At 31.9% G+C, this 22,326-nt stretch carries 26 protein-coding genes; 9 read left to right on the top strand and 17 right to left on the bottom strand.

Annotated features, from left to right (window positions below):
• Nucleotide 1: 1 nt before the first annotated feature.
• On the bottom strand, nt 2-493 hold the full coding sequence (locus MOV42_RS03155; RefSeq protein ID WP_324172360.1) for a nitrous oxide reductase accessory protein NosL: 492 nt from the start codon (nt 491-493) through the stop codon (nt 2-4).
• Nucleotides 494-559: 66 nt separating this feature from the next.
• On the opposite strand from MOV42_RS03155, the gene MOV42_RS03150 reads away from it, so the two are divergent.
• A complete protein-coding gene (locus MOV42_RS03150; RefSeq protein ID WP_324172359.1) occupies nt 560-1,069 on the top strand; it encodes a redoxin domain-containing protein in 510 nt (169 codons plus the stop codon).
• Between the two features lie 56 nt (nt 1,070-1,125).
• Here the strand turns inward: MOV42_RS03150 and MOV42_RS03145 are convergent, their stop codons facing one another.
• The 10 genes from MOV42_RS03145 to MOV42_RS03100 all read right to left on the bottom strand — a co-directional run bounded on the left by MOV42_RS03145 (nt 1,126) and on the right by MOV42_RS03100 (nt 11,459).
• A complete protein-coding gene (locus MOV42_RS03145) occupies nt 1,126-4,563 on the bottom strand; it encodes a molybdopterin-dependent oxidoreductase (protein WP_324172358.1) in 3,438 nt (1,145 codons plus the stop codon).
• A gap of 98 nt (nt 4,564-4,661) precedes the next feature.
• A complete protein-coding gene (gene nrfD, locus MOV42_RS03140) occupies nt 4,662-5,567 on the bottom strand; it encodes an NrfD/PsrC family molybdoenzyme membrane anchor subunit (RefSeq protein ID WP_324172357.1) in 906 nt (301 codons plus the stop codon).
• A complete protein-coding gene (locus MOV42_RS03135) occupies nt 5,567-6,205 on the bottom strand; it encodes a 4Fe-4S dicluster domain-containing protein (protein ID WP_321779075.1) in 639 nt (212 codons plus the stop codon). Before MOV42_RS03135 ends, nrfD begins: the two co-directional genes overlap by 1 nt.
• A gap of 190 nt (nt 6,206-6,395) precedes the next feature.
• Nucleotides 6,396-6,878: a DUF2231 domain-containing protein gene (locus tag MOV42_RS03130; protein WP_324172356.1), complete on the bottom strand. Its 483-nt coding sequence runs from the start codon at nt 6,876-6,878 to the stop codon at nt 6,396-6,398.
• Nucleotides 6,879-6,915: 37 nt separating this feature from the next.
• Nucleotides 6,916-8,208 carry a histidinol dehydrogenase gene (gene hisD / locus MOV42_RS03125; protein WP_324172355.1) on the bottom strand — a complete coding sequence of 431 codons (1,293 nt, stop codon included), beginning with the start codon at nt 8,206-8,208 and terminating at the stop codon, nt 6,916-6,918.
• A 2-nt stretch (nt 8,209-8,210) separates the two neighbouring features.
• Entirely contained in the window at nt 8,211-8,636 is a 426-nt protein-coding gene (locus tag MOV42_RS03120; protein WP_324172354.1) for a DUF255 domain-containing protein, read from the bottom strand.
• Entirely contained in the window at nt 8,629-9,153 is a 525-nt protein-coding gene (locus MOV42_RS03115; protein ID WP_324172353.1) for a shikimate kinase, read from the bottom strand. Before MOV42_RS03115 ends, MOV42_RS03120 begins: the two co-directional genes overlap by 8 nt.
• Before the next feature lie 79 nt (nt 9,154-9,232).
• Nucleotides 9,233-10,516 carry a hypothetical protein gene (locus tag MOV42_RS03110; RefSeq protein WP_324172352.1) on the bottom strand — a complete coding sequence of 428 codons (1,284 nt, stop codon included), beginning with the start codon at nt 10,514-10,516 and terminating at the stop codon, nt 9,233-9,235.
• 17 nt (nt 10,517-10,533) lie between these two features.
• A complete protein-coding gene (locus tag MOV42_RS03105; RefSeq protein WP_324172351.1) occupies nt 10,534-10,974 on the bottom strand; it encodes a hemerythrin domain-containing protein in 441 nt (146 codons plus the stop codon).
• A gap of 80 nt (nt 10,975-11,054) precedes the next feature.
• Complete coding sequence (locus MOV42_RS03100; protein ID WP_324172350.1) at nt 11,055-11,459, bottom strand: hypothetical protein; 405 nt, start codon at nt 11,457-11,459, stop codon at nt 11,055-11,057.
• 179 nt (nt 11,460-11,638) lie between these two features.
• Between MOV42_RS03100 and MOV42_RS03095 the strand changes: the two genes are divergently transcribed.
• From MOV42_RS03095 to crcB, 7 genes are read left to right on the top strand one after another with little or no spacing between them, the layout of a single operon-like run.
• Nucleotides 11,639-12,955: a S41 family peptidase gene (locus tag MOV42_RS03095; protein ID WP_324172349.1), complete on the top strand. Its 1,317-nt coding sequence runs from the start codon at nt 11,639-11,641 to the stop codon at nt 12,953-12,955.
• 6 nt (nt 12,956-12,961) lie between these two features.
• On the top strand, nt 12,962-13,675 hold the full coding sequence (gene purC, locus MOV42_RS03090) for a phosphoribosylaminoimidazolesuccinocarboxamide synthase (protein WP_324172348.1): 714 nt from the start codon (nt 12,962-12,964) through the stop codon (nt 13,673-13,675).
• 6 nt (nt 13,676-13,681) lie between these two features.
• A complete protein-coding gene (gene purS, locus MOV42_RS03085; RefSeq protein WP_324172997.1) occupies nt 13,682-13,921 on the top strand; it encodes a phosphoribosylformylglycinamidine synthase subunit PurS in 240 nt (79 codons plus the stop codon).
• Nucleotides 13,922-13,935: 14 nt separating this feature from the next.
• Nucleotides 13,936-14,610, top strand: coding sequence for a phosphoribosylformylglycinamidine synthase subunit PurQ (gene purQ, locus MOV42_RS03080; protein WP_324172996.1), 675 nt, complete (start codon nt 13,936-13,938; stop codon nt 14,608-14,610).
• On the top strand, nt 14,607-15,743 hold the full coding sequence (locus MOV42_RS03075; RefSeq protein ID WP_324172347.1) for a hypothetical protein: 1,137 nt from the start codon (nt 14,607-14,609) through the stop codon (nt 15,741-15,743). The genes purQ and MOV42_RS03075 overlap by 4 nt, the downstream gene beginning before the upstream one ends.
• Nucleotides 15,721-16,419: a lysophospholipid acyltransferase family protein gene (locus MOV42_RS03070; RefSeq protein ID WP_324172346.1), complete on the top strand. Its 699-nt coding sequence runs from the start codon at nt 15,721-15,723 to the stop codon at nt 16,417-16,419. The genes MOV42_RS03075 and MOV42_RS03070 overlap by 23 nt, the downstream gene beginning before the upstream one ends.
• Nucleotides 16,388-16,774 carry a fluoride efflux transporter CrcB gene (crcB, locus tag MOV42_RS03065; RefSeq protein ID WP_324172345.1) on the top strand — a complete coding sequence of 129 codons (387 nt, stop codon included), beginning with the start codon at nt 16,388-16,390 and terminating at the stop codon, nt 16,772-16,774. Before MOV42_RS03070 ends, crcB begins: the two co-directional genes overlap by 32 nt.
• A 53-nt stretch (nt 16,775-16,827) precedes the next feature.
• On the opposite strand, the gene MOV42_RS03060 is transcribed toward crcB, so the two are convergent.
• On the bottom strand, nt 16,828-17,397 hold the full coding sequence (locus MOV42_RS03060) for an ATP-binding cassette domain-containing protein (RefSeq protein WP_324172344.1): 570 nt from the start codon (nt 17,395-17,397) through the stop codon (nt 16,828-16,830).
• Nucleotides 17,398-17,403: 6 nt separating this feature from the next.
• A complete protein-coding gene (locus MOV42_RS03055; RefSeq protein ID WP_324172343.1) occupies nt 17,404-18,096 on the bottom strand; it encodes a dUTP diphosphatase in 693 nt (230 codons plus the stop codon).
• Nucleotides 18,097-18,174: 78 nt separating this feature from the next.
• Here MOV42_RS03055 and MOV42_RS03050 point away from each other — a divergent pair, with 78 nt between their 5' ends.
• On the top strand, nt 18,175-18,348 hold the full coding sequence (locus tag MOV42_RS03050) for a uracil-DNA glycosylase (RefSeq protein ID WP_324172342.1): 174 nt from the start codon (nt 18,175-18,177) through the stop codon (nt 18,346-18,348).
• Here the strand turns inward: MOV42_RS03050 and MOV42_RS03045 are convergent.
• Genes MOV42_RS03045 through ovoA form a run of 4 tightly spaced genes read right to left on the bottom strand, consistent with a single transcriptional unit; the run spans nt 18,323 to nt 22,296 of the window.
• Entirely contained in the window at nt 18,323-18,748 is a 426-nt protein-coding gene (locus tag MOV42_RS03045; RefSeq protein ID WP_324172341.1) for a hypothetical protein, read from the bottom strand. The genes MOV42_RS03050 and MOV42_RS03045 overlap by 26 nt on opposite strands.
• Nucleotide 18,749: 1 nt before the next feature.
• Nucleotides 18,750-18,971 (bottom strand): hypothetical protein, encoded by a 222-nt coding sequence (locus tag MOV42_RS03040; protein WP_324172340.1) that lies wholly within the window; start codon nt 18,969-18,971, stop codon nt 18,750-18,752.
• Nucleotides 18,972-19,000: 29 nt separating this feature from the next.
• Entirely contained in the window at nt 19,001-20,176 is a 1,176-nt protein-coding gene (locus tag MOV42_RS03035) for a PatB family C-S lyase (protein ID WP_324172339.1), read from the bottom strand.
• Complete coding sequence (gene ovoA / locus MOV42_RS03030; RefSeq protein WP_324172338.1) at nt 20,173-22,296, bottom strand: 5-histidylcysteine sulfoxide synthase; 2,124 nt, start codon at nt 22,294-22,296, stop codon at nt 20,173-20,175. The genes MOV42_RS03035 and ovoA overlap by 4 nt, the downstream gene beginning before the upstream one ends.
• Nucleotides 22,297-22,326 lie beyond the last annotated feature (30 nt).

Genomic DNA, 22,326 nt, shown 5'->3' with positions numbered 1-22,326 from the left:
TCTATCTAAAATCTTTCTTAGCTACATTTAAAGCCTCATTAAAATGCATAATATTACCGCCATATTTATCTTGAAACTTTTTAGCCATTTTTTTATCTAAAAAAGCATACTTACTTACTTGACTCATTGTTCCTCTTTTTTTACTACCAACAACATAATAAGCATCTCCAACATTAATAAATTTTAAAGAAGCTACATCAACTACTTGTGGATTTTTGAGAGTAGTTTCTTCACCCAAATGCTCTTCTAAACAATGAATAGAGCAGTATTGAATAGGCTTGTTATTATGTAGCGCCTTATGCGATGTTTTATAAAACATAACTAGGTTCATGCCACATCTACTGCATGAAGTTTTTTCTTTGCCACTTTGAACCAAAGTTGCATCTTGAGAGTTTACTGATTGAAACATACCTGACTTAACCATGGGTTCTCTTTCAACACCACAAGCTACGAAAATTAAAGCTATTACAGCTAACATATAAATTTTAAACATTTATTCTCCTATTTTTATTTATATTATCTATAAAGAGTTACTAAAGTGTTAAAATACAAAAAAAATATGGAAAATATTATGAGAGATAAACTAAAACACTATGCGAAAGAGATACTTACCTTTTCTATATTTATGATAGTTTTGATGAACGCTATTAGTTTATATAAAAGTAGCGATTTGAATAAAGAAGCCTTGCAAAATATAAATGTTACTCTTATAGATTCTAAAACCTATTACTTTCCTAAAGACAAACCAATTTTAATTCATTTTTGGGCTACTTGGTGTCCAACTTGTAAAGTTGAAGCAGGAAATATACAAACGATATCTCAAAATTTTGAAGTTCTTAGTATTGCTGTTAATTCTGGCGATAACAATGATTTGAGAAAATATATGTATGATAATGGCTTAGACTATAAAGTTTTAAATGATAAGGATGGTTTTTTTGCAAAAGAGTTTAAAATAGCAGCTTATCCAACTACTTTTATATATGATAAAAATAAAAACCTAGTTTTTAGTGAAGTTGGTTACACATCTACTTGGGGATTATGGCTTAGAATGTTGTGGGCTGGTTACTAATTTATAAATGAACAATTTCCATCTCGGGAGAGATGGAACAAGGTTGCTTACAAATATTATTTTGAAATATTTACAGCGTAAGCCTTATCTGATAAAGGCACCCACGGACGCTTAATATGTTGAGGACGGCGTTTAACTGAGTTTTCATCCAAACCACGAGTTAACTCATCTCTCCAGCCTTGGTAAATTTTAAAGTTATTTTCATAATTTACATAGATATCACCTATCTTATCACCATCTTGTGCAGGTTCTAAAATAACTTTTTGATGCCAACAATGCATACCAGAAATTGGGTCTGGATGAGCAGCAGCAACAGCATTTTGCCATGAACCACTTAGTCCATCCCACCAAATATTTCCACTATCTTTATTATATTCAGCAAATCTCTCAGATGCAAAAGGTTTGATTCCTTCAACATATTTAAGTTTGCCCTCTTTACCATCCATTTGAAGTTCAGCAGTTGGAACACCAAAACTATTTATGCCTGAACTACCTGTATAGTCTTCAATTTTTATTTGGGAACCCTCTTTACCAACATTGTTTGGTGTGTGAGCTATAAATTTAGGGTCATTCATATTTCTTTTAACTGGTTGCGAATCAACTCTTCCATCTGTAACACCATTAGGAATACTAACAGAGTTTATAAGTTTCCATCTACCACCATGATGTGAACAAGCTAATGTGCCAGGTAAAACACCTTCAGTAGGAACAGCCATAGCTACAAAGTATCCAGAATCTAAACCTGTTACACTATCTGTAATGTTTACACGGATAGCATCTCCTCGTTTAAAACCTTGACGAGCAGCATCTGGAGTTGAAATCCAAATCGGGTCATGATTTTGTGAAATTTCCATTAGATGCTTAGAGTTTGCAGAACGCGTATGAATATTATACGGCAAACGGAAAACTGTATTTAAAGCATACGAATTTTTCTCTGTCATGTAAGAGTGATCAACATGAGATACGATATGAACCATCTGTTTTTTCTCTTTTGGAGTTCTTGGATAAAATGGAATAGCATATTCTGGCCATTTCCAATCATCTGCTAACCATTCACAGAAGAAATCAAGTTTTTTATCTAAAGTTGCAAAACCTTCAACCATCTTTCCATCAATTTCAATAGCAACAGGCTTTTTGGCATTTTTATATCTTGTATTACTTTTATGGTCATCTGCATACACGACACCAGTTTTTCTATCAATACTCAATTCTCTCTTATCATATTCATGACCATGAGCAGTCAATGTTCTTCCATCATACTTAACAGGCTTTTCTTGTGCAGAGTAGATATTGTTCTCTTCCATCCAAGCACCATGATCTCTCATATATTCATATACTGGAAATTCTGCATTTTTATATCTTGAGTCTGAGGTAGCTGTCGCTTTAAGATTTGGTAAGTTATCACCAAATGCGGCATCATACCACTCAGCAATAGTTACTGGAGTTCCTGGTGTTTTTTTAGATTCCCACATTGATCTGATTGATTTTGTTTTAGCATCATCGATAAAGATTTTTCCATCTGGGTCAATATAATTAACACACATATCAAACCAGAACTCATTTTCTTCCCAAACTTCACCAAGACCAGCTTTTATGTGTGCTTCAAGTGTAGCTCTGGCTGGATTCTTAGGTTTCCACCCAGACTTCTCAAGAGCAACTCTCATAACTGGCTGACGGAATGATGTCCACCTTGCAGGCATCGTTGCCTCGGAGTGTTGGTCATGTCGCTCTCCAGCTAAACCAACAGGTAATATATAATCAACATACCAATTTGTTTCTGACCAAGTAGGAGACAAGTTAAATGTTAACTCCATTTTTTTCTCATCTTTTATAGTTTCAATCCATCTAAATCCATCTGGATTAATCCACACAGGATTATACATACGAGGAATCCAAACTGAAAGTTTCGTAGGAACATTTAATCCTTTTGCTTTCCATTTTTCTTGCCATTCAATATCTGATAATAAATGAGGTAGTAAAAATGACATTTCATAAGCTGAAAGAGGCCATTCAGGTGGGAAACTAAGCTCATTATAAACATCAACTTTAGGGATATTTGAACCTCGTTTTCCTTGACCAACTGTAGAACTACCACCTTTTCCTGCAACAGAAATTACATGGAAATGATGGAAGAATGTTCCACCCTCAGGACCAATAGCACCACGAAGAGCGATAGGTAAGAATCCTGTTCTTCCACTCATCCAACCACCACGATTACCAGCAGCAGTTGCTCTCCAGAAGTATGAAGAAACAGCAGTTCCAGCCCAAATAAACATATCGTACAGTTCTTCAAGTTTGTGCGCAGGAACCCTAGTTTCTTTTGATACTAAATCAAGAGTATATGGAGTATAAAGTTCTTGTAAAGTATCTAAAAATGTGTCAAAATCTTCTTTTTCTGGAGCTTTAGCTATGTAGCCTTTTTCAACCATAAAGTCTAAATATTTTTTATTACTTAAAAATACTTCCCAGTTCATCCATTTTCTTACAAAATCTCTATCTACTTTACCTTCATTCAATATTCTTTGAGTTAAGTAAAGATAAATTAAAGGCTCAGTACCAGGCCATGCAGCAATCCATAAATCAGCCATACCAGCAGAGTTAGACATTCTAGGATCCATAACTACAAGTTTAGCACCCTTTTTTCTAGCATCTGCAATAAATGAAGCTGATTGTTGAAAGTAGTGTCCAGCATCTGCGGCGTGTGATGAGTTAAGAAAGACTAACTTAGCATTTGCCCAATCTGGAGAACTTCTATCATCATTTGCCCATTGAATAGTTGGTGCACGACCACCAGAAGAACAGATATTTGTATGCGAGTTAAAAGCATCACAGCCAAGTGTATGCCAAACTTTCCCAGTAAATCCATTTTCATTTGGACGACCAACATGAAACATTACAGTTTTTTTAGATAACTCATCACCTTTAGCTAATGTGTCACCCATCTTTTTACCGATAGTAGTCATTGCTTCATCCCAAGTAGTACGAACCCACTTACCTTCACCACGAGCAGAACCAGCTGCACGCTTAAGAGGAAATGCTATTCTATCAGGATCATACATTTGACTCTGAGTTGCATAACCTTTTGCACAGTTTCGTCCACGAGATGCTGGATGAAGAGGATTACCCATATACTTTTTAACAGTAAATGTTTTCTTATCAATCCAAGCAGTAAGACCACAAGAAGCCTCACAGTTTGAACATGCTGTTGGAATAATCATATAATCATTTACTTCTATACCGTCTGGGTTAGATTCGCTTCTTACACCCTTACGATCTATTCCACCTCTTTTCCAATCATCTCCATCTAACTCTTTAAAGTCAGCCCACTCTTCCATCGGAGGATAAAAAGATAATGAGTCTGGAGTATTTGTAAATTTGCTATCAGTTATAGACTCTGCAAGAGCATCTGTCGTAAACACACCTTTAGCAATAGCAGCACCAGCAACACTAAATGCAGCACCTTTTAAAAATGTTCTTCTACTTTGTAAATACATATTATATTTCTCCTTTTTCAAAAGAGTGAATCTCTTGAAAAATTCCTCTCACTAAAGCTTCGCCTATTGGCAAGAATAAAAATTTCATTTTTAACCCCCTAACTCATTGGTAATAATTGTGGAATTGTTAGCCAAACATGTTTAACTAACCATAGACCTATCAGCGCAAATATTGCCGCAAGTTTTAAAATATTTTCGCTTTTTGAAGTTCTACTTAACATAACCAATATCATTGGTAGTAGATAAGCCATCCATTGACCTAACCAAAACATTACCGTATAAGGGCCATCGCCTTTTATATACTCTAAAACTGCTGCTACTTCTTCTGCTTTCATTGGTCCAAAAATATATTCTGACATGTACATTATGAAAGACATCATTGCACTTAATGCAAGAACAACCGCTAAAGAACTTTTTGCTTCATAGTTTAGTTTGCTCCCACCTAGTAAAATCATAAATGCTGACCCAGAAAGTAACGCTGCAAAAATCATTTGAGCTGATTCTGTTGGCATCTGCCATAATTCTCTTGCTGTACATTGAGACATCAGTCCCGCTGTATAAAGTGTTACAGGAATTGCAAGTAATACAACCCAAGTTAAAACTTTATCAAATCTTGCATCATTTTTTTGTACATAACTTACATATGCTAATAAGAATAACAAGCCTACAAAAGCAGTCGCCATCCATGCACCAACTGTAATAGCTGAACTCCAACTAGGATAGAAAAAGATATGCCACATTCTAAATGGCTGATGTAAATCTGCCAATGTGAAAAGTAAAAAGATATGAATAAAAATTATTGAAACCACAGTAGTTGGAAATTTTAGTCCAACAGCTTGATTTGGATACTTTTTAATAAGCATAAATAGCATAAAAATCACACCCGTACCGATACTTTTTGCCCACATATTAACTGTTACAAGCCAAGGCCATACTATACCTGGGATTGCTACATCTAAAGTTACCACAGCATTTGTTGCTGCTAATATTTCATGTGTTGCCATTAGTGGTGTCCTCCTACTGGAAGTGTTGTTATTTTGCCAAAGAGTGAATAACCTTCTTCTCTCCTAGATGCGAGAGGATTAAGATTTACATTACCTGCATTTGTATAGAAGTGATGAGGGTTTGTCCCTTTTTCTGGCTTACGAACTTGAACATTACTCTGATTAACTTGAATATATTTAGATATATTTGAAGCTGGATCATCTAAGTCACCAAAAATATTTGCTTGAACAGGACATGCGACAACACATGCTGGCATCATTGATGAAGCAACACGATGAGCGCAATAAGTACACTTATCGGCAGTTTGCGTTTGTGGGTCTATATAGATTGCTCCATAAGGACAAGCCATAACACAACCTGCACAGCCGATACAGCGTTCTTTGTCAATGTTTACAATTCCATTATCTAAATAGTGAAGTGCTGACACTGGACAAATTCTCTCACATGGAGCATTTTCACAGTGATTACATCTCAATGGGGTAAATGTTCTTCTTGTATCAGGGAAAGTTCCCACATCTACATATTTAACACGAAGCCTCCATGTACTAAGCGGAACTTCATTTTCCACTTTACATGCGATTTCACAGCCTTTACATCCCATACAAAGATGTAGGTCAACGAGGAAACCTAATTGCATATATTCTCCTTTTGTCAATAAATGTGACAACTTTAAGATTTATAACTTTATATTATATATATTAAAAGAAGCCTTTATCATCAATAAATAGGCTTCTCACTCGTAAAAATAATAGCTAAACAAACCTTAAATCTATTCTTATAAAGTGATAAAATTTTGATAAAATCTTTTTTTTGGGTAATTTTGGTAACTACTCATCATCTTCTTCTAAAAATTCTTCAGGGTCATCAAGACAATCCATTCCCTCGGAGTGCTTTAACACATGAGCGCCATAAGTATAAGTCAACTCTCCTCCAATCTTGCCTTGATATAGAACTCCACCGCTTACAATAGCAACTAAAATAATTGCAAAGAGTTCTACTTTTAGAGTTTGTGTAGCATAACCATAAAATTTTATAATTGCACTAAATACCATTACAATTGTTAAATATAGTCCAAACTGCTTGTGTTCTAGTAATACTTTTTGACCTTCTCCTGAGATAAACATATAAACTTCACTACCATCACTTTTACCCGTAAAAAAGGCAACAATCATAAAAAGAGCAGAAAATAAAATAAAGCGTGTAGACAACTTAGACATAGGTTCACTAGGTTTAATCAGATAGATTAAACCTATCAATAAAGAGATAAGAGGAAGAACTATTGCGAAATGAGTTGTTGCAGGATGTAACATAATATTCCTTTTTTTTTAATTTTTATCTACTATAGTATTAATTACTTAAACGAACTCTAACTGATTGTTCATGAGCTGTTAAACCCTCAGTCTTTGCGATAAGTGCACATGCTTCACCTATCTCATTTATGCCTTTTTTTGAAAAAGAGATTATTGAAGTTTTTTTCATAAAATTTTCAACTCCGAGTGGAGAGAAAAATTTTGCTGTTCCTCCAGTTGGAAGAGTATGATTTGGCCCAGCAACATAATCACCAATTGCTTCAGGAGTATTATGTCCCAAAAAGATTGCCCCTGCATGTTTTATAAATGGTAAAAATTCAAAAGAATTATCAGTAGCTATTTCTAGATGCTCTGGAGCAATTTCATTCATAAGTTTTATCGCTTCATCCATATCTTGAGTCACTATAATAGCACCTCTTTCTTCAATAGATTTTCTAGCAATCTCTTCACGAGGAAGTTTTTTAAGCCAGTTTTCTATCTCTATACTTACCTCATCAGCTAATTTTTGTGATGGAGTTATGAGAATAGAGCTTGCCATCTCATCATGTTCTGCCTGAGATAATAAATCAACCGCTAAATGTGAAGGATTTGCACTGTCATTTGCTAAAATACCTATTTCACTAGGTCCTGCAATCATATCGATATTTACATCACCAAAAACCATTTTTTTTGCAGTTGCTACAAAAATATTTCCAGGTCCTGTTATAACATCAACTTTTGGAATAGTCTCTGTCCCATAAGCCATTGCACCAACAGCACTTGCACCTCCAACCTTATAAACCTCACTTACACCACATAAATGACAAGCTGCAAGTAAAAGCTCATTTACTTCGTTATTTGGAGTAGGAGTACAAACTATAATATTTTCAACTCCAGCTACTTGAGCTGGTATGACATTCATTAAAAGAGAAGATGGATAGGCTGCTTTCCCCCCAGGTATATATAAACCTGCACTATCAACAGGAGTTACTTTTTGTCCTAAGATAGTTCCATTTTCTTCTGTGTCAAACCAAGATTTTGGTTTTTGTTTTTCATGATATATTTTAATTCTATCATATGCCAAATGCAAAGCACTTTTTAGTTTAGCATCTATATTATTATAGGCTTCACTCATTGACTTTTGTGATATTTTTAAATCATCATCACTTAAAGGAGTCCACTTATCAAACTTAGCTATATGTTCTTTTAAAGCTTTATTTTTATCTATTTTTATCTCATTAAGAAGTGTACCAACAATAGAACTAACTTCAGCTATATCCATTTGTCCTCTTAACAGAAGTTCATCAAAGCTACTTGTAAAATTTTCATCTTTTGTATTTATAAACATCATTTTTATTTTCCTCTTTTTTTAGAACTATCAAACTCTTTTTTTACAACACTCAAAGCTTCTAAAAAATCTTTTGCTCTAATAGCCCCCATAATTGGCTGATACATTGGTTCACTTGATGGTAGTAAAAACCAAATCGCCGGAGTACCAGGTTGGTAAAGTTCTCTTGGTATATAATCATTTTCATCGCTATATGAGATAATCGAAACAAAGTCTTTGTTTAAAGCATCTATAACTTTTTTATTCTTTAAAGTTGTATTATCTAATATCACACAGTATCTACAAGTATGTCTTGAAGATATAAATAAAACAGGCTTATTAAATCTTGACGCTTCTTTTATCCCAGCTTTAAAATCTTTTGCCCAGTTCACTTCACTCGCTATAAGTGTTGAAGCAAATGTAATTATTATATATAATAATATTTTACGCATTATTTTTTACCTTTTTAAGAAGTTCTTTTGAACATTCTAGCACACTTTTTTTTGTAACATCAATAATAATGTCTGCCAAAGCCAAATATTCTGGACGACGCTCATCATAAAGTTTTTTTGCCTCTTCTAAGTTTTGCAGTAATGGTCTTTTTTTAAGCTTTTTAAATGCATTTGGATGATTTTTTATTCGTTTAATGATTTTATCAAAAGGCGAGTCAAGTAGAACAACTGTTCCTATTTTTTTAAGATTTTTTTGTTTGTAAAAGCCACCACCTGTTGAGATAAGAGTATTTTTGACACTATACTCAAGCCAAGTAGCCACATCTTTTTCAAGATTTCTAAAGTGCGTTTCACCATCTTCAATAAAGATTTTTTTTATTTTCTTATTTTCTATACTCTCAATTAAATCATCCGTATCCATAGTCATGTAGTTAGAATGTTTTATGACTTCTCTAGCCACACTGCCCTTTCCTACTCCCATGAAGCCAATCAAAATAATGTTTTTAAGACTCAGCATTTAGTGCCTCCCTGCATTGAACTTTTTGAAGTGCTAAGCATTTGCACTTTCCACTTTGAGTTCTTATCACCTATATCCTTTATGTGTTAAACGCACTCATATCAAAATCTGGTTTTGTTTTTTTAATTTTTCTATATATTAACATCGGTGCAATGACATTATATTGTAAAATCATCATACTTACTATAAAACTTAGTGCGGCTATTTTTAGTAATTCTGGCATATAAAAAGCAAAAATAAAACCAACTAAAGAACCTATATAAAGAATAAACTGTATTTTTGCTAACTTTTTATTTATCATCTCATTCATTGTCGGTATAGTCATATAGCCCATAGCATTTAAATGAAACCAAACTAAAAATGGAAGTATCTTATAAAGCATTCCCATCATTATGGAAAGTATAAAACCCCCAAGTATGATAGCCACCATAACAATATACTCATGCCTAAAGTATTCATCAAAAATCCAAATAAATGCACCAATCGTTAGTAAAATGCTAGCACTTCTCCAATACCAAACCGTCACATCAACAATAGGTCGTTTACGACGAGTAAGTTTTAGCCAAACTGTTGTAGCAAATGCCCAAAAAAATATAGAAATCCATGTTTTGCCAAGTATTGTTAATGGTTCATAAAATATACTAGTAAGTAGCCAAAGAGTGAGACCAAAACTAATAAGCCAAACAACTTTTTTTTTACAAAACTGTTTAAATTTTGGAGCAACATAAAACATTGGAAGAACTTGAAAAGTCACACCAATGATTAAGATACCCCCAAAACCAAAAACACCCCAAACACTGTGTACATTTGCTATCATATTTCTATATTGAGCTACATCATTATTTACATAAGTGAAAAGTAAAAAGACACCCATGAGAATAGTTAAAGTTGCAAAAACAAGACTAACACTCATAGCTTTTACAGTTGCGTTAAAATTTTTAACTTTAGTAACTGCCATAGCTATAACTGTTATCATCATTGTAAAGCCACTTCCTAAAAGTATCATTGCTAAAATATTTGCACTTGCATTTTCTCTTAGTAAGCCAAATATCATAGATATCAGACCTATGACTAAAAATATATGTGCAATTTTAGAAACTTTATCTACTTTAGGAATAACAACACCAGCTAAAACAGGAAGCATCTGTGTTAGCGAACCTAGCATTATAAAAGATAAAAAGCCTATAGTTAATGTGTGAGTTATTATAATAGAATCAATTGAATATCTGCTACTTAAAATAGAAGCATCACTAAAAAAAATAAAAAAACCAGCCAAAATTGCAAAAAGTGGTGCAGTTAAATAAAACCTTACTGGTGCTGATATAGGAGGTGCTTGGTCAATCGATAAGCCATTAAGCTCCATAAATACTTCCTACAACTTTACTCTGCAATCATTGACTCCATCATATCTACTATTCTGTCAGAATCAGCACTTAAATGTTGTTGAGCCATAGTATAAAGCATCTGCTCTTCTTTCATATTATGTTGTTGCATTAAAATCATGAGTGTTTCAGAGAGTCCAAAAAATCTATCTTTATTTTCATCTACTATTGCTTCACCCATCTGCGCAATAAGAGTTCGCATCTGCTCATGTTCGTGGCGCATCATTGCTGTTGGACCTTGAGTCATTCCTGTTTTTGTTTCAAACTCCAAAAACATAACTCTTTCTTCCATTTGAAAGTGTCTTTCACTTGAAGCTGTAAATGCTTCATAAGCTGCTTTAGCATCTTTAATAGACTTATTTGCACTATCTTCCATAGCAGCAAAAAGCTCATCACATTTGGTATGGTCTGTTGTTAAATACTCTTTTATTGTACTCATTATATATGCCTAATATTAAATTATTTTGTATTATATTAAAAAAAATTTAATATTTAATTATTGTATATCAATCTAAATTTTTAGACTGTTAAATATTTTACTAAAAATGCTAATGCGGATGCTCCAATATGCGGAACTCCATAAAGAAAAGTAGCAAAAACTTTTATTAATAATTTTTTTTGTAATTTTAATACAAAGATAAGCGTTGAACCTGCAAATGTTGTAGTAAAAATATATAAAAGTGCATGCATAAGACCATAATCTGAGCTATGTCCAACAGTTGCTAATATAAGTGTTATAAAAAAACTAGATATGAAAAAATATACTACATTTTTAGATGTATTGTATTGCTTAAAACTATCACTTAAACTATCACTTTGTGCATCTTTTGATTTATGAGCTTGTATTGCTCTATTTTCAAAAAATAAAAAAGCACCAAGAGAAAGTACAACTCCAACTAATATAAGAAATGATAATGATTCCATGATTTGACCCCTTGTTAATTATATTAAGTTACTATTATTGTAACAATATCAACACTTTAGCATATTAAATGAAATAATTAGATTTGTTATTTAAACAGCTTTTTACTATAATATCTATCTTTCAAATACATAGTAGGAATAAAAATGATTAAGAACTATAAGTCACAAGGAGGCACTAAATGCCGCATCTTAAAAATAAAAAATATATAACTTTTGGATTTGCAACAGTTGTTGTTGTCTTCTCACTACTTTTTTCCGCAAATTTATTTGCAAAACAGACAAAAGTTGCTAAAAAAGAAACTTCAAGACTTCAAGCTTTGGCTAAATTTACAAAAGTAATAAGCATTGTTGAACAATATAATGTAGATGATATAACTATTGAAGAACTAATGGATAAAGCACTTCAAGGAATGCTTAATAATCTTGACGCACATTCAAACTTTTTAACTCAAAAAGATTATAAAAAGCTAAAAGTACAAACAAGTGGTGAATTTGGAGGACTTGGTATAACCGTTGGTATAAAAGATGGAGCATTAACTGTTATTGCGCCAATTGAAGGGACTCCTGCAGATAAAGCAGGACTTAAAGCTGGTGATATTATTTTAAAAATAAATAAAGAGTCAACTCTAAATATGACAATAGATGAAGCTGTCTCCATTATGAGAGGAAAAGTTGGTGACCCTATTGACATCACAATCGTTAGAAAAGGTGAACTTAGACCACTCCCTATTCATATTGTCAGAGGTATTATAACTATTCAGTCCGTATATACTAAAATAATAGATAAAAAAATTCAGTATATTCGTGTAACGAGCTTTGATAAAAAAGTTGTTGAAGATGTACAAAAAGCCATAAATAAAAAGAAAAACACTACAAAAGGAATAATTCTTGATTTAAGAAACAATCCAGGAGGACTTCTTGACCAAGCTGTTGGACTTGTAGATATTTTTGTTGATAATGGTAAAATAGTTTCACAAAAAGGTCGTAAAGAATCCAATAAACAAGAGTATAAAGCATCTACAAGTAAAACTTTAACAAAAGTGCCTTTAGTGGTTTTAGTTAATGGAGGTAGTGCTAGTGCTTCTGAAATCGTTAGTGGAGCGCTTCAAGACCATAAGCGAGCAGTAATTATTGGTGAGAAAACTTTTGGAAAAGGTAGTGTTCAAGTTGTTCTGCCAATCACAGATAAAGAAGCTATTAAACTTACTATTGCAAGGTATTATCTTCCAAGTGGTAGAACAATTCAAGCAGTTGGTGTTACTCCAGATATAGAAGTATTTGCAGGTGAAGTCAAAACTCAAGAGAGCACTTTTTCGATAAAAGAAGCTGATTTAAAAAAACATTTAGAAAAAGAACTTACTAAAGTAGATGGCGAGAAAGAGAAAACTAAAGCTAAAGCTAAAAAAGATATAATTACAAAAGAAATGTTATATAAAGATATTCAGTTAAAAGAATCAGTTGACATTATAAAAGCACTAATGATTGTAAAAGGATAAAAACGAATGCAAAAAAGAAAACTACTCTACGAAGGAAAAGCAAAAAGACTTTTTCTAACAGATGATGAAAACTTAGTAATTTCAGAGTTTAAAGATGATTTAACAGCTTTTAATGGTGAGAAAAAATCTAGTGAGGCTGGTAAAGGTGCTCTTAACAATAAGATCTCAACTGAACTTTTTAAACTTCTTGAAAAAAATGGAATAAAAACTCACTTTGTAAAAATGCTTGACGACAATCACATGCTTCATACCAAAGTTGATGTAATCCTAATAGAGGTCATTGTTAGAAATATTGCTACAGGAAGCCTTACTCGTAATCTTGGTATAGAAGATGGCAAAGTACTTCCATTTACTCTTGTAGAATTTGATTATAAAGATGATGATTTAGGTGACCCTAAACTAAATGATCAGCATGCTCTTATATTAGAATTAGTTGAACATCAAGATGAATTAGATAAGCTTAGAAGAATGGCTCGTCAAGTAAATGACATACTTAAACCTTATTTTGCAGAAATTGGTCTTAACCTAGTTGACTTTAAATTAGAGTTTGGAAAAGACTCTCAAGGTAATATCATATTAGTTGATGAAATATCTCCAGATAATTGTCGCTTTTGGGATATAAAGAGTGGTGAGAAGATGGATAAAGATAGATTTCGTCAAGGTTTAGGTGGCTTAGCTGTAGCATATGAAGAAGTATTAAATAGAATATTAGGAAAATAAATCATGATTAAAGCAATAATAAATGTCAGCTTAAAAGCAGGAGTTTTAGACTCTCAAGGTAAAGCAGTTCACCACGCTCTTGACTCACTTCATTTTAAAGGCATTAATGATGTCCGTGTTGGAAAACAAATTATCTTGAAATTAGATACTGACAACAAAGAAACAGCTAAAGAAGATGTAACTCAAATGTGCGAAGACCTTTTGGCAAACACAGTGATTGAAGATTACGAAATCGAACTAGTGTAAAGGAGAGAGAAATGATAAAAGTTTCTATTCTTCAATTTCCAGGAACAAACTGCGAATATGACACTAAGCATGCTTTTAATGATTTAGGTGCCAAAACTGAGTTAATATGGCACAAATCCCAAACAATCCCTAGTGATACAGATCTTCTTGTTATTGCAGGAGGTTTTTCTTATGGTGACTATCTTAGAAGTGGGGCAATTGCAAGATTTAGCCCAGTTATGCGGGCAGTTGAAGATTATGCAAATAAAGGTGGTAAAGTTCTTGGTATTTGTAATGGTTTTCAAGTTTTAACTGAAGCAGGACTTCTTCCTGGAGCACTTAAGAGAAATAAACATCTTCATTTTATATCAAAATATCATAATTTAAAAGTTATAAATAATGATAATACTTTTCTAAATAAGCTCAATAATAATGATGTTGTAAATATTCCTATAGCTCATCATGATGGTAATTATTTTATAAACTCTGATGGTTTAAAAGATTTAGAAGAGAATAATCAGATTTTATTAAAATATACAGATTCAAATGGAGAGATCAAAAATCCTAACGGAAGTGTTGAATCAATTGCTGGAATTTGTAACAAGCAAAAAAATGTATTTGGTCTAATGCCACATCCTGAACGAGCGATGGAACTACTTCTTGGAAGCGATGATGGAATCAAGATGCTTCAAGGGTTTACTCAAGCGTGATACGTTTACTATTTTTGGGGTTGTTTTTTTTAACAACTCTAAGCTCTAATGAAAATACAAATGTTATACAAGATATAGTATCTTCTCATAATATTAGTGAATCAAATGAAACAACAAATCAAATTAATTTACAAAAAGTCATATACTTAAGTATAGAAGAAGCACCTCAAAGAGTTATTAAAGGGCAGATATTCTCTATAACTTTAAAAACACTCTCTACTGTAAAAGATTTTACAAATATTACCTATGAACTTACAAATCACGAAGGGTTACAAGTCCTAAATTCTATTCCATACAGAGACAAAGACTCGAAATATATTCATGATACATTTTATTTTTTAGTTACATCTAGCACTGCTTCACTTCCTGAGTTTACAGCAACTCTACATGATGATGACAAAACAATATATAAAAAAACCACCCTTAAAACTCATACACTAGATGTAGTTACATTAAATCCAAAAAAGAATTTTGCAAATATAGTTGCAACCTCTTTTGAACTTTTAAACTACAAAACCTCTACTTATGACAATAAACATAATATTGTAATTTTCAATGCTACTGCAACGAACTGCGATATATCTGCTTTTAAACTTCAAAATGTTTATAAACAGGGTGTTGAATCTATAACAAAATCATATTTTGACTCTAAGATACTTTACTATGCAATCATTGATAAAAAATTAGAATATCTTTCTTTTTCTTTTTTTAATCTTAAGCGTAATGGTTTTTCATTAATAACTATTCCCATTATAGTAAGTGATGATAGCGTAACAACGCAAACTGACTTAAAACCAAGAGACCAATCAAAAGAAATTTTAAAGATGAAAATAGCAGGAGCGATTGCTCTTCTTGCAACAATCTTTATACTTATTAGAAGAAGATACATCTATTTAGTCTTCATTATTATTCCTTTAACATATATAGGATATCTAGCTATTCCCTCTAAAGAAATATGTATAAAAGTAGGTGCAAAAATATATCTGCTCCCTGTACAAAATGGAACTATTTTTGAGATAACCAATAGAGAGTACCGCTTACAAAAAGAAGGAAATGTAAAGAACTTTATAAAAGTAAAACTACATAATGAAAAAATAGGATGGGTTAAAAATGAAGATATTTGCTCAAATTAGTTGGCTATATGCCACAATTATAGTTTTTATATCCTTATTTATACAGATAGTATTTTACTATTTTTTACCACGCCCATACACAAGAAAACTTTCTTCATGGTTTATGAGACTAAGTATTTTTTTCTCAACTGAAATTGTTGGAAAAGAAGACTTAGAAGCTCAAATGTTTTTGTTTAATCATCAAAGTGATTTAGATATAGGTGTAATAGAAACAAGTACCAGAAGTGATATATCTTGGGTAGCCAAAAAATCACTTTTTAATGTTCCTTTATTTGGATTAGTTCTTAAGTTTAATGAAGACATACCTGTCGAGAGAGAGAGTAAAACTTCACTTGTCAAACTACTTAGAGCAGCTAAAGATAGAATAGATAAAGGTAGAGTTATAACAATGGCTCCAGAAGGAACACGCTCAACGAAAGGTAAAATGCTTCCATTTAAATCAGGAGCAAAGCTAATCGCTGATAAATATAAACTAAAAGTTCAACCAATTGTATTAATGCAAACTGCTAAATATTATGATATAAAAAGATTGTATTATAAGCCAGGAAAAATAAAGGTAATTTTTCTTGACTCTTTTTATGCCGATAAGAGTAATAAAAATTGGTTAAATGATTTAAGAATTCAAATGCAAAAGGTGTATGACGATGAGTTGGCAAACAATCCTAGCCATAGGTAGTGGAGGCTTTATAGGTGCAATCTTAAGAGCTTACTTTAATGGTTTAATTTCACATAAGCTACCACATGATATTCCATTTGGAACACTTGGAGTAAATCTTATAGGTAGTTTTTTCATGGGTTTACTGATTGCTTACTTTATGTACACTTCTATATTTTCTATGCCAGCTAAGTCATTTCTTTCAACAGGAGTACTTGGAGCTTTAACAACTTACTCAACATTTGCAATAGAGAGTTTTTTACTACTTGAAGGCGGACATATTCTTTTAGCATTAGCAAATGTTTCACTAAATGCTTTTGGCAGTATATTTATGGCAGGTGGTGGATTCTATCTTGTGAAATATTTTTTAAAATAATTACATTGTAAATCTCGAAAATAAATTTTTCGTAGCTTTAGTGTGTAACATAGTTATATCATAATAATCTCATCAGCACACCAAGAAGCAAGTTCTAAGTCATGTGTGATAAGCAACATCCCCATTTCACCAAGAGAGTTCATTAGCATATTCATCACTTCTAACTGTATAACATTGTCCAAAGCTGATGTTGGTTCATCTAGTAACAGTAATGATGGTTGCATTAGCATAGCTCTTAGAATAGAAGCACGCTGAAGTTGTCCACCTGAAAGTTCATGTGGAAGTTTTGTTAGAAGTTCATACTCAAGATTCATATTTTTTAAATAGATGTCAATTTTTTTTATTGAGGCAATATCCTTTATTTGATTTATTAACGAATAACTTGGATGAAAAGAACTATATGGATCTTGAAAAACCTGGGATACTCGCTCGCACAGTATATTTCCATGTAATGGTTCTAAGTTTCCAAGAATAAGCTCAAAAATTGTACTTTTTCCAGCACCACTTTCCCCGACAATAGCTTTTATCTCACCTTTTTTAAGATTTATATTTAATTTATCAAAAAGTAAAGAATCTTTTTTATAGCCAAAAGAAAGCTCTTTAACTTCTAAAATATCACTCAATTATAGTTATCTTTTATTTAGAGATATATATAGTTTTGTTAACTCTTTGTAAAGAACTTCTGGCTTAATATCACTATGTTCTTCCCATATTTTTTTCATTATAATATTATCTTCTACTCCATTCCAGACTTTTATATAAGAACCTTCTTTATAACCATTATCTTGACGAAATTGGTTTAAAATGTTTTTACCTACATATAAACGATATAAAGTATCTAGGTCAAGCCCACTAAGGGTAACTAGTGCAAAAAAATCCTCTATATAAACTTCCAAATCCAACTCTTGCAAACTAAGAGATGCTAGCATGATACTCTCTACTTTTTTTATTACATCATCTTGATAACCAAAAAATTCATTTTCATTTTCTATTTTACTAAAAGATTCAAGATTTGAGATATTTATTGCTAAATCTTCAATACCACCTTTTAGGTTGATTGAATAATTTTCAATCGCTAAACTCATCATAAAGTGCCAAACATCAACTACTTCTATCTGTAAGTTATCCCAATCAGCTTCTTTATCAATACTTTTCCAGTGTTTCCAAGAAAAGCTGTCTATCATTTCTGCACATTCCATATATATACATCTTTTCCAGTTAATAACTTTAGAATTTTTAGTAATACCTTTAGTCCATTCCTCTCCATTTGTTGCATCATTTAGCTGTGCTTGGAGTTGTAGCATCAATAATATTTTATCCATATAAGTATCTCTTTTAGTAAATTTAATCTTTTATTTTACCTAATATGCTAGAATTCTACACTTAAAAAGAAGAGATTTATGAAAAGAATTAATTGTAGAAGATGCATACACTATTTTGTAACTTGGGAAAAAGATAAACCTCATGGTTGTAAAGCTTATGGTTTTAAAGCACAACAAATTCCATCTATTGTCGTTTTTCAAAGCAGTGGAAGTGACTGTAATCTCTTTAAAGCAAAGCCTCTTGCCAAATAATTTTCTTACCAAAACCTAATGTATTATCTGTCATTTTAAAGTAATTTATTTTTATCTGCCAAAGTTTTGGCTTTAAGGCAATAGCATAAGGGAAAGTTTTAAAATATGTTTTTTTTAACTTCTCATTTTCTAAAGGTAAAAAAACTCCCCTAAATTGTAAACCTTGAATTTTACCAACTGTTTTAGTCTCTAAAACTACACTTCCTGCAACTAAATGATTTTTTAGAATATTTTGTATATGTGTGGTATCTTCACTACTTGCAACTACAAAAGAAACTTCATTCTCATCAAAGGCATAAAAAAGATTACAAACACTAAGAGTTGTTCCATCTGTAGATGCAAGGCTCATAACATGATGCTTATCTATAAAACTTATAATCTTTTGTAAATTGTTTTTCATACTACTGTTGAAACATAAAGTTTTCTAAACCTTCGGCATCTGTAATATCTCTTTTTTTAAGCATTAATCTACCAGTACTATCTTCTCTTAATGTATCATATACCTCGATTGGATTTGACATATTATAGTAACTTTTTATAAAATCCAAAAGTATTTCAAAGTTATCATCTTTTACTGAATGTTCTTTATATTCTTTAAATTCTACCCAATTTATATCTATCATATTTATTCCTAATTAAGTTATTATCTATCTTAGTTTATCCTAAGTGCTTTGTCTAATCGCTTAATTACTTCTAGCATTTGCAAAGTTGAAATAGCGAAATTAAGCCTCATAAACCCACTTCCTTCTCTTCCAAAACTAAGACCCGCATTAAGTCCAAGCTTTGCTTGCTCAACAAAAAATATTCTTAATTTTTTGTCACTAAGGTTCATTCCTCTACAATCTAACCATGCTAAATAAGTTGCTTCTATAGGTAGTATTTTTATTTTTCTTTCATATTTTTCACATAATTTTTTTAAACTTTGATAGTTTTTGTTTAGATGCTCCAACAACTCTTTGTTCCACTCATCTCCGTTCTTATATGCTGCTTCAAATGCTACATGGCTAAGTACACTTCCTTGTGCAAAATGAACACGATTATAGCTCTGTTTATACTTATCTCTAAGTTTTTTATTTGTAATGGCAACACTACTCATAGCAAAACCAGCCATGTTAAATGTTTTTCCAACACCAATAGCTGTTATAGTTATATCTCTTGCTTGTTTATTTAAAGATGCAAAAGGTATATGTTTATGTGGATGATAGACTAAATCTGAATGAATTTCATCACTAAAAACTACTATATTATGCTTAAGACAAATTTGTAATATCTCTTCTAATTCATCTTTTGACCAAACTCTTCCAACTGGATTATGCGGGGAGCATAAAAGTAAAAGTTTTGTATTGGTATCTATCTTTGATTTTAAATCATCTATATCAAAGGTATATCTACCATTAGAATCTTGCTTTAGAGGGTTTTTTAACAACTCTCTTTTATACTCTTTTACACTATAAAAGAATGGAGGATATATTGGAGTTTGGACTATAACTTTATCGCCAATATCACTAAAAGCATCAATTGCCAAACTCATAGATGCCACAACAGAGTGAGAATATAACATATCTTTAAGCTCAAACTCTATGCCATGTTTATCTTTTATCCATTTTATCTGAGCTTCAAATGCACTTGATGGAACCTCTTCATAGCCAACAATTGGATGCTTTAGCCTCTCTTTAACCGCGTCTAGTACAAACTCTGGTGTGTCTATATCCATATCTGCAACCCAAACAGGCATAATATCTTCTGTGCCAAACAATTCTTCTCTTAAAGTATATTTTTCTGCATTTGTATTTTGTCTAGATGCTGAGGAAGAAAAGTTATATTTCATCTTTTTTTCCAAACACTAACTTCTGAGATTGTGTGTTGATACTTTCGTTGAGTTTCTTTTATAACAAATTCTAAATCTTGTAAATGAATAAGTTTAAACTTTTCTAAAAGTATCTCTTTTAAGCTATCTATGGTTTTAATATTTTCACCATTTGCATCTATATAGCCACCAAGCCAAAGCTCTTTTTTTGTAGAACTCTCTTGCCAAGTATATGGAGATGCTATTATCAAAATTCCATCTTTATTTAATCTTTCATCTATTGTGTCTAAAAAGAGTCTTGGGTTATAAAGTCTATCTATAAGATTTGTTGCCATTATCATGTCATAAGAGTTAAAATTTTGCTTTAAATTACAGGCATCACCTTGCCAAAATGAAACTTTTTTTCTTAATTCATCATATCCTAATTCTTTTATTGTAAGCTTTTTATTTTCTACTATCTCACCTTCTTGTTTTGTATGAAAAGCTACAAAACCATCTTCTTTTAACTTTGAGCCAACTTGAACAAAACGAACAGAAAAGTCTATGCCTTCAACCTTATCAAAACTTTTTGCAAGTTCAAAAGTTGCCCTACCCGTTGCACAACCCAAATCAAGTGCTTTTGCTTTTTTACTTGAGTATTTTGAAGCTATTTTTGCCATCTCAATAGCAAAGTTTTTTACTCCAAAATGCTCATCTCCATATTGAAATTCACAGTACTGAGATACAAGTTCATCGCTTTCATAAATATGCCCCGAAGCAAGTGTCCTTGGGGCACTAACTTTAGCATCTATACTGTTTAAAACAACATATCTAAATCCAGAAAATTGAGGAAAATGTTTTCTAAAAGCGTAACGAGAATGTTTCATAATTAAATTTCCACTACTTGCCCATGATGAGCCTACTATAAGTGCATGCTTACCATCAAAAGTAGGAACAGAAAAGTCATCATAAGCCTCATGTACTTCAAAGCCATCAAAACCAAAAATTGATGTTCTACTCCATTGCCAAACATTTCCAACTACATCATAGATGCCATTAAAACTAAACTCATCTACAGGACAACAACTTGCATAATGGTAAAAATTTAAATTTGCTCTACTCTCATGAAATTCTGGTAAATCTTGTAAGTTTGAACGATTATAAATAGCTCTATATTCTGCTTCACTTGGTAGCAAATATGTGACATTATCCTCTGAACTTTTATATCTGCAATACGCCTCTGCCTCAAGAGCATTTACCTCTACTGGAAAATTCATTGGTAACTCTATAATTTTACTTAAAGTCCTGTAATAAAATTTATCATTTTTTCTTACCCAAAAAACTGGAAATTTAGCATTTGAATTTTTTAAATATTCTAAACCTTCTTTATCCCAATATTCATGTTTTTCATAACCATTAGCATCTACAAACTTCATAAACTCTTCATTTGAGACTAAAAATTTTGAAGCTTTAAACTCTCCAACCTCTTCTTCGTACTCTCCGTACTCATTATCCCAACCATATAAATTATGAGATTTATCTTTACCTAATCTTATATTTTGAGCTTCTATATCTAGCATTTCATTTTTTGGAGCTATACCATTATGTGTACATTCTCTAAAAGAAGAGACTTCTTTTATACAATCAATTGGCATCTGCCTATGTAAAACGAGTGAAGTTTCTATATGAATTCTTTCATGTTCTATACCCATCAAAATTATCCACATATCAGAGTCTTGCTTTATAGGTAGCGCTAAAGGTAAAGTCATTACCAACTCATCTATTAACTCTTTTACTTTAACTCTATACTCTCTAACTTCATCAACACTAGGCCAAGCATAGTTTTTCGTATTTGTATCATCCCATGCCATCTCATCTACACCAACAGCAAAAGTAGATTCAAAATCTGCATTTATTCTTTTGTTTATTATCTTCATATTGATTAGTTTATTTACAAAAAAAGTTGCCGTGTGACCGAAATAAAATATCATTGGATGACGAGTCACTTCTGACTTTGTATAAAATACATCATCATTTTTTAAAAGTTCAAATACTTTTTCATAAAGGTTAAATGTATTGTGAAAATACTCTTTTATCTCTTGTCGTTTTTTTTCTATATTATTCCCACTAAGTGTTAAAGGGTATCTACTAAGATTGTTCAAAAAATTCCTTTATATTTGGTATAATAATTA

This window comes from Sulfurimonas sp., from assembly GCF_029027405.1.
Lineage (GTDB): Bacteria > Campylobacterota > Campylobacteria > Campylobacterales > Sulfurimonadaceae > Sulfurimonas.
This window is presented reverse-complemented; position numbering and strand designations above follow the sequence as displayed.

Bases quoted from the DNA above. Each gene is read 5' to 3' on its own strand.
- MOV42_RS03155 (WP_324172360.1), bottom strand. From the start codon at position 493: ATGTTTAAAATTTATATGTTAGCTGTAATAGCTTTAATTTTCGTAGCT.
- MOV42_RS03150 (WP_324172359.1), top strand. From the start codon at position 560: ATGGAAAATATTATGAGAGATAAACTAAAACACTATGCGAAAGAGATA.
- MOV42_RS03145 (WP_324172358.1), bottom strand. From the start codon at position 4,563: ATGTATTTACAAAGTAGAAGAACATTTTTAAAAGGTGCTGCATTTAGT.
- nrfD (WP_324172357.1), bottom strand. From the start codon at position 5,567: ATGGCAACACATGAAATATTAGCAGCAACAAATGCTGTGGTAACTTTA.
- MOV42_RS03135 (WP_321779075.1), bottom strand. From the start codon at position 6,205: ATGCAATTAGGTTTCCTCGTTGACCTACATCTTTGTATGGGATGTAAA.
- MOV42_RS03130 (WP_324172356.1), bottom strand. From the start codon at position 6,878: ATGTTACATCCTGCAACAACTCATTTCGCAATAGTTCTTCCTCTTATC.
- hisD (WP_324172355.1), bottom strand. From the start codon at position 8,208: ATGATGTTTATAAATACAAAAGATGAAAATTTTACAAGTAGCTTTGAT.
- MOV42_RS03120 (WP_324172354.1), bottom strand. From the start codon at position 8,636: ATGCGTAAAATATTATTATATATAATAATTACATTTGCTTCAACACTT.
- MOV42_RS03115 (WP_324172353.1), bottom strand. From the start codon at position 9,153: ATGCTGAGTCTTAAAAACATTATTTTGATTGGCTTCATGGGAGTAGGA.
- MOV42_RS03110 (WP_324172352.1), bottom strand. From the start codon at position 10,516: ATGGAGCTTAATGGCTTATCGATTGACCAAGCACCTCCTATATCAGCA.
- MOV42_RS03105 (WP_324172351.1), bottom strand. From the start codon at position 10,974: ATGAGTACAATAAAAGAGTATTTAACAACAGACCATACCAAATGTGAT.
- MOV42_RS03100 (WP_324172350.1), bottom strand. From the start codon at position 11,459: ATGGAATCATTATCATTTCTTATATTAGTTGGAGTTGTACTTTCTCTT.
- MOV42_RS03095 (WP_324172349.1), top strand. From the start codon at position 11,639: ATGCCGCATCTTAAAAATAAAAAATATATAACTTTTGGATTTGCAACA.
- purC (WP_324172348.1), top strand. From the start codon at position 12,962: ATGCAAAAAAGAAAACTACTCTACGAAGGAAAAGCAAAAAGACTTTTT.
- MOV42_RS03070 (WP_324172346.1), top strand. From the start codon at position 15,721: ATGAAGATATTTGCTCAAATTAGTTGGCTATATGCCACAATTATAGTT.
- crcB (WP_324172345.1), top strand. From the start codon at position 16,388: ATGAGTTGGCAAACAATCCTAGCCATAGGTAGTGGAGGCTTTATAGGT.
- MOV42_RS03055 (WP_324172343.1), bottom strand. From the start codon at position 18,096: ATGGATAAAATATTATTGATGCTACAACTCCAAGCACAGCTAAATGAT.
- MOV42_RS03050 (WP_324172342.1), top strand. From the start codon at position 18,175: ATGAAAAGAATTAATTGTAGAAGATGCATACACTATTTTGTAACTTGG.
- MOV42_RS03045 (WP_324172341.1), bottom strand. From the start codon at position 18,748: ATGAAAAACAATTTACAAAAGATTATAAGTTTTATAGATAAGCATCAT.
- MOV42_RS03040 (WP_324172340.1), bottom strand. From the start codon at position 18,971: ATGATAGATATAAATTGGGTAGAATTTAAAGAATATAAAGAACATTCA.
- MOV42_RS03035 (WP_324172339.1), bottom strand. From the start codon at position 20,176: ATGAAATATAACTTTTCTTCCTCAGCATCTAGACAAAATACAAATGCA.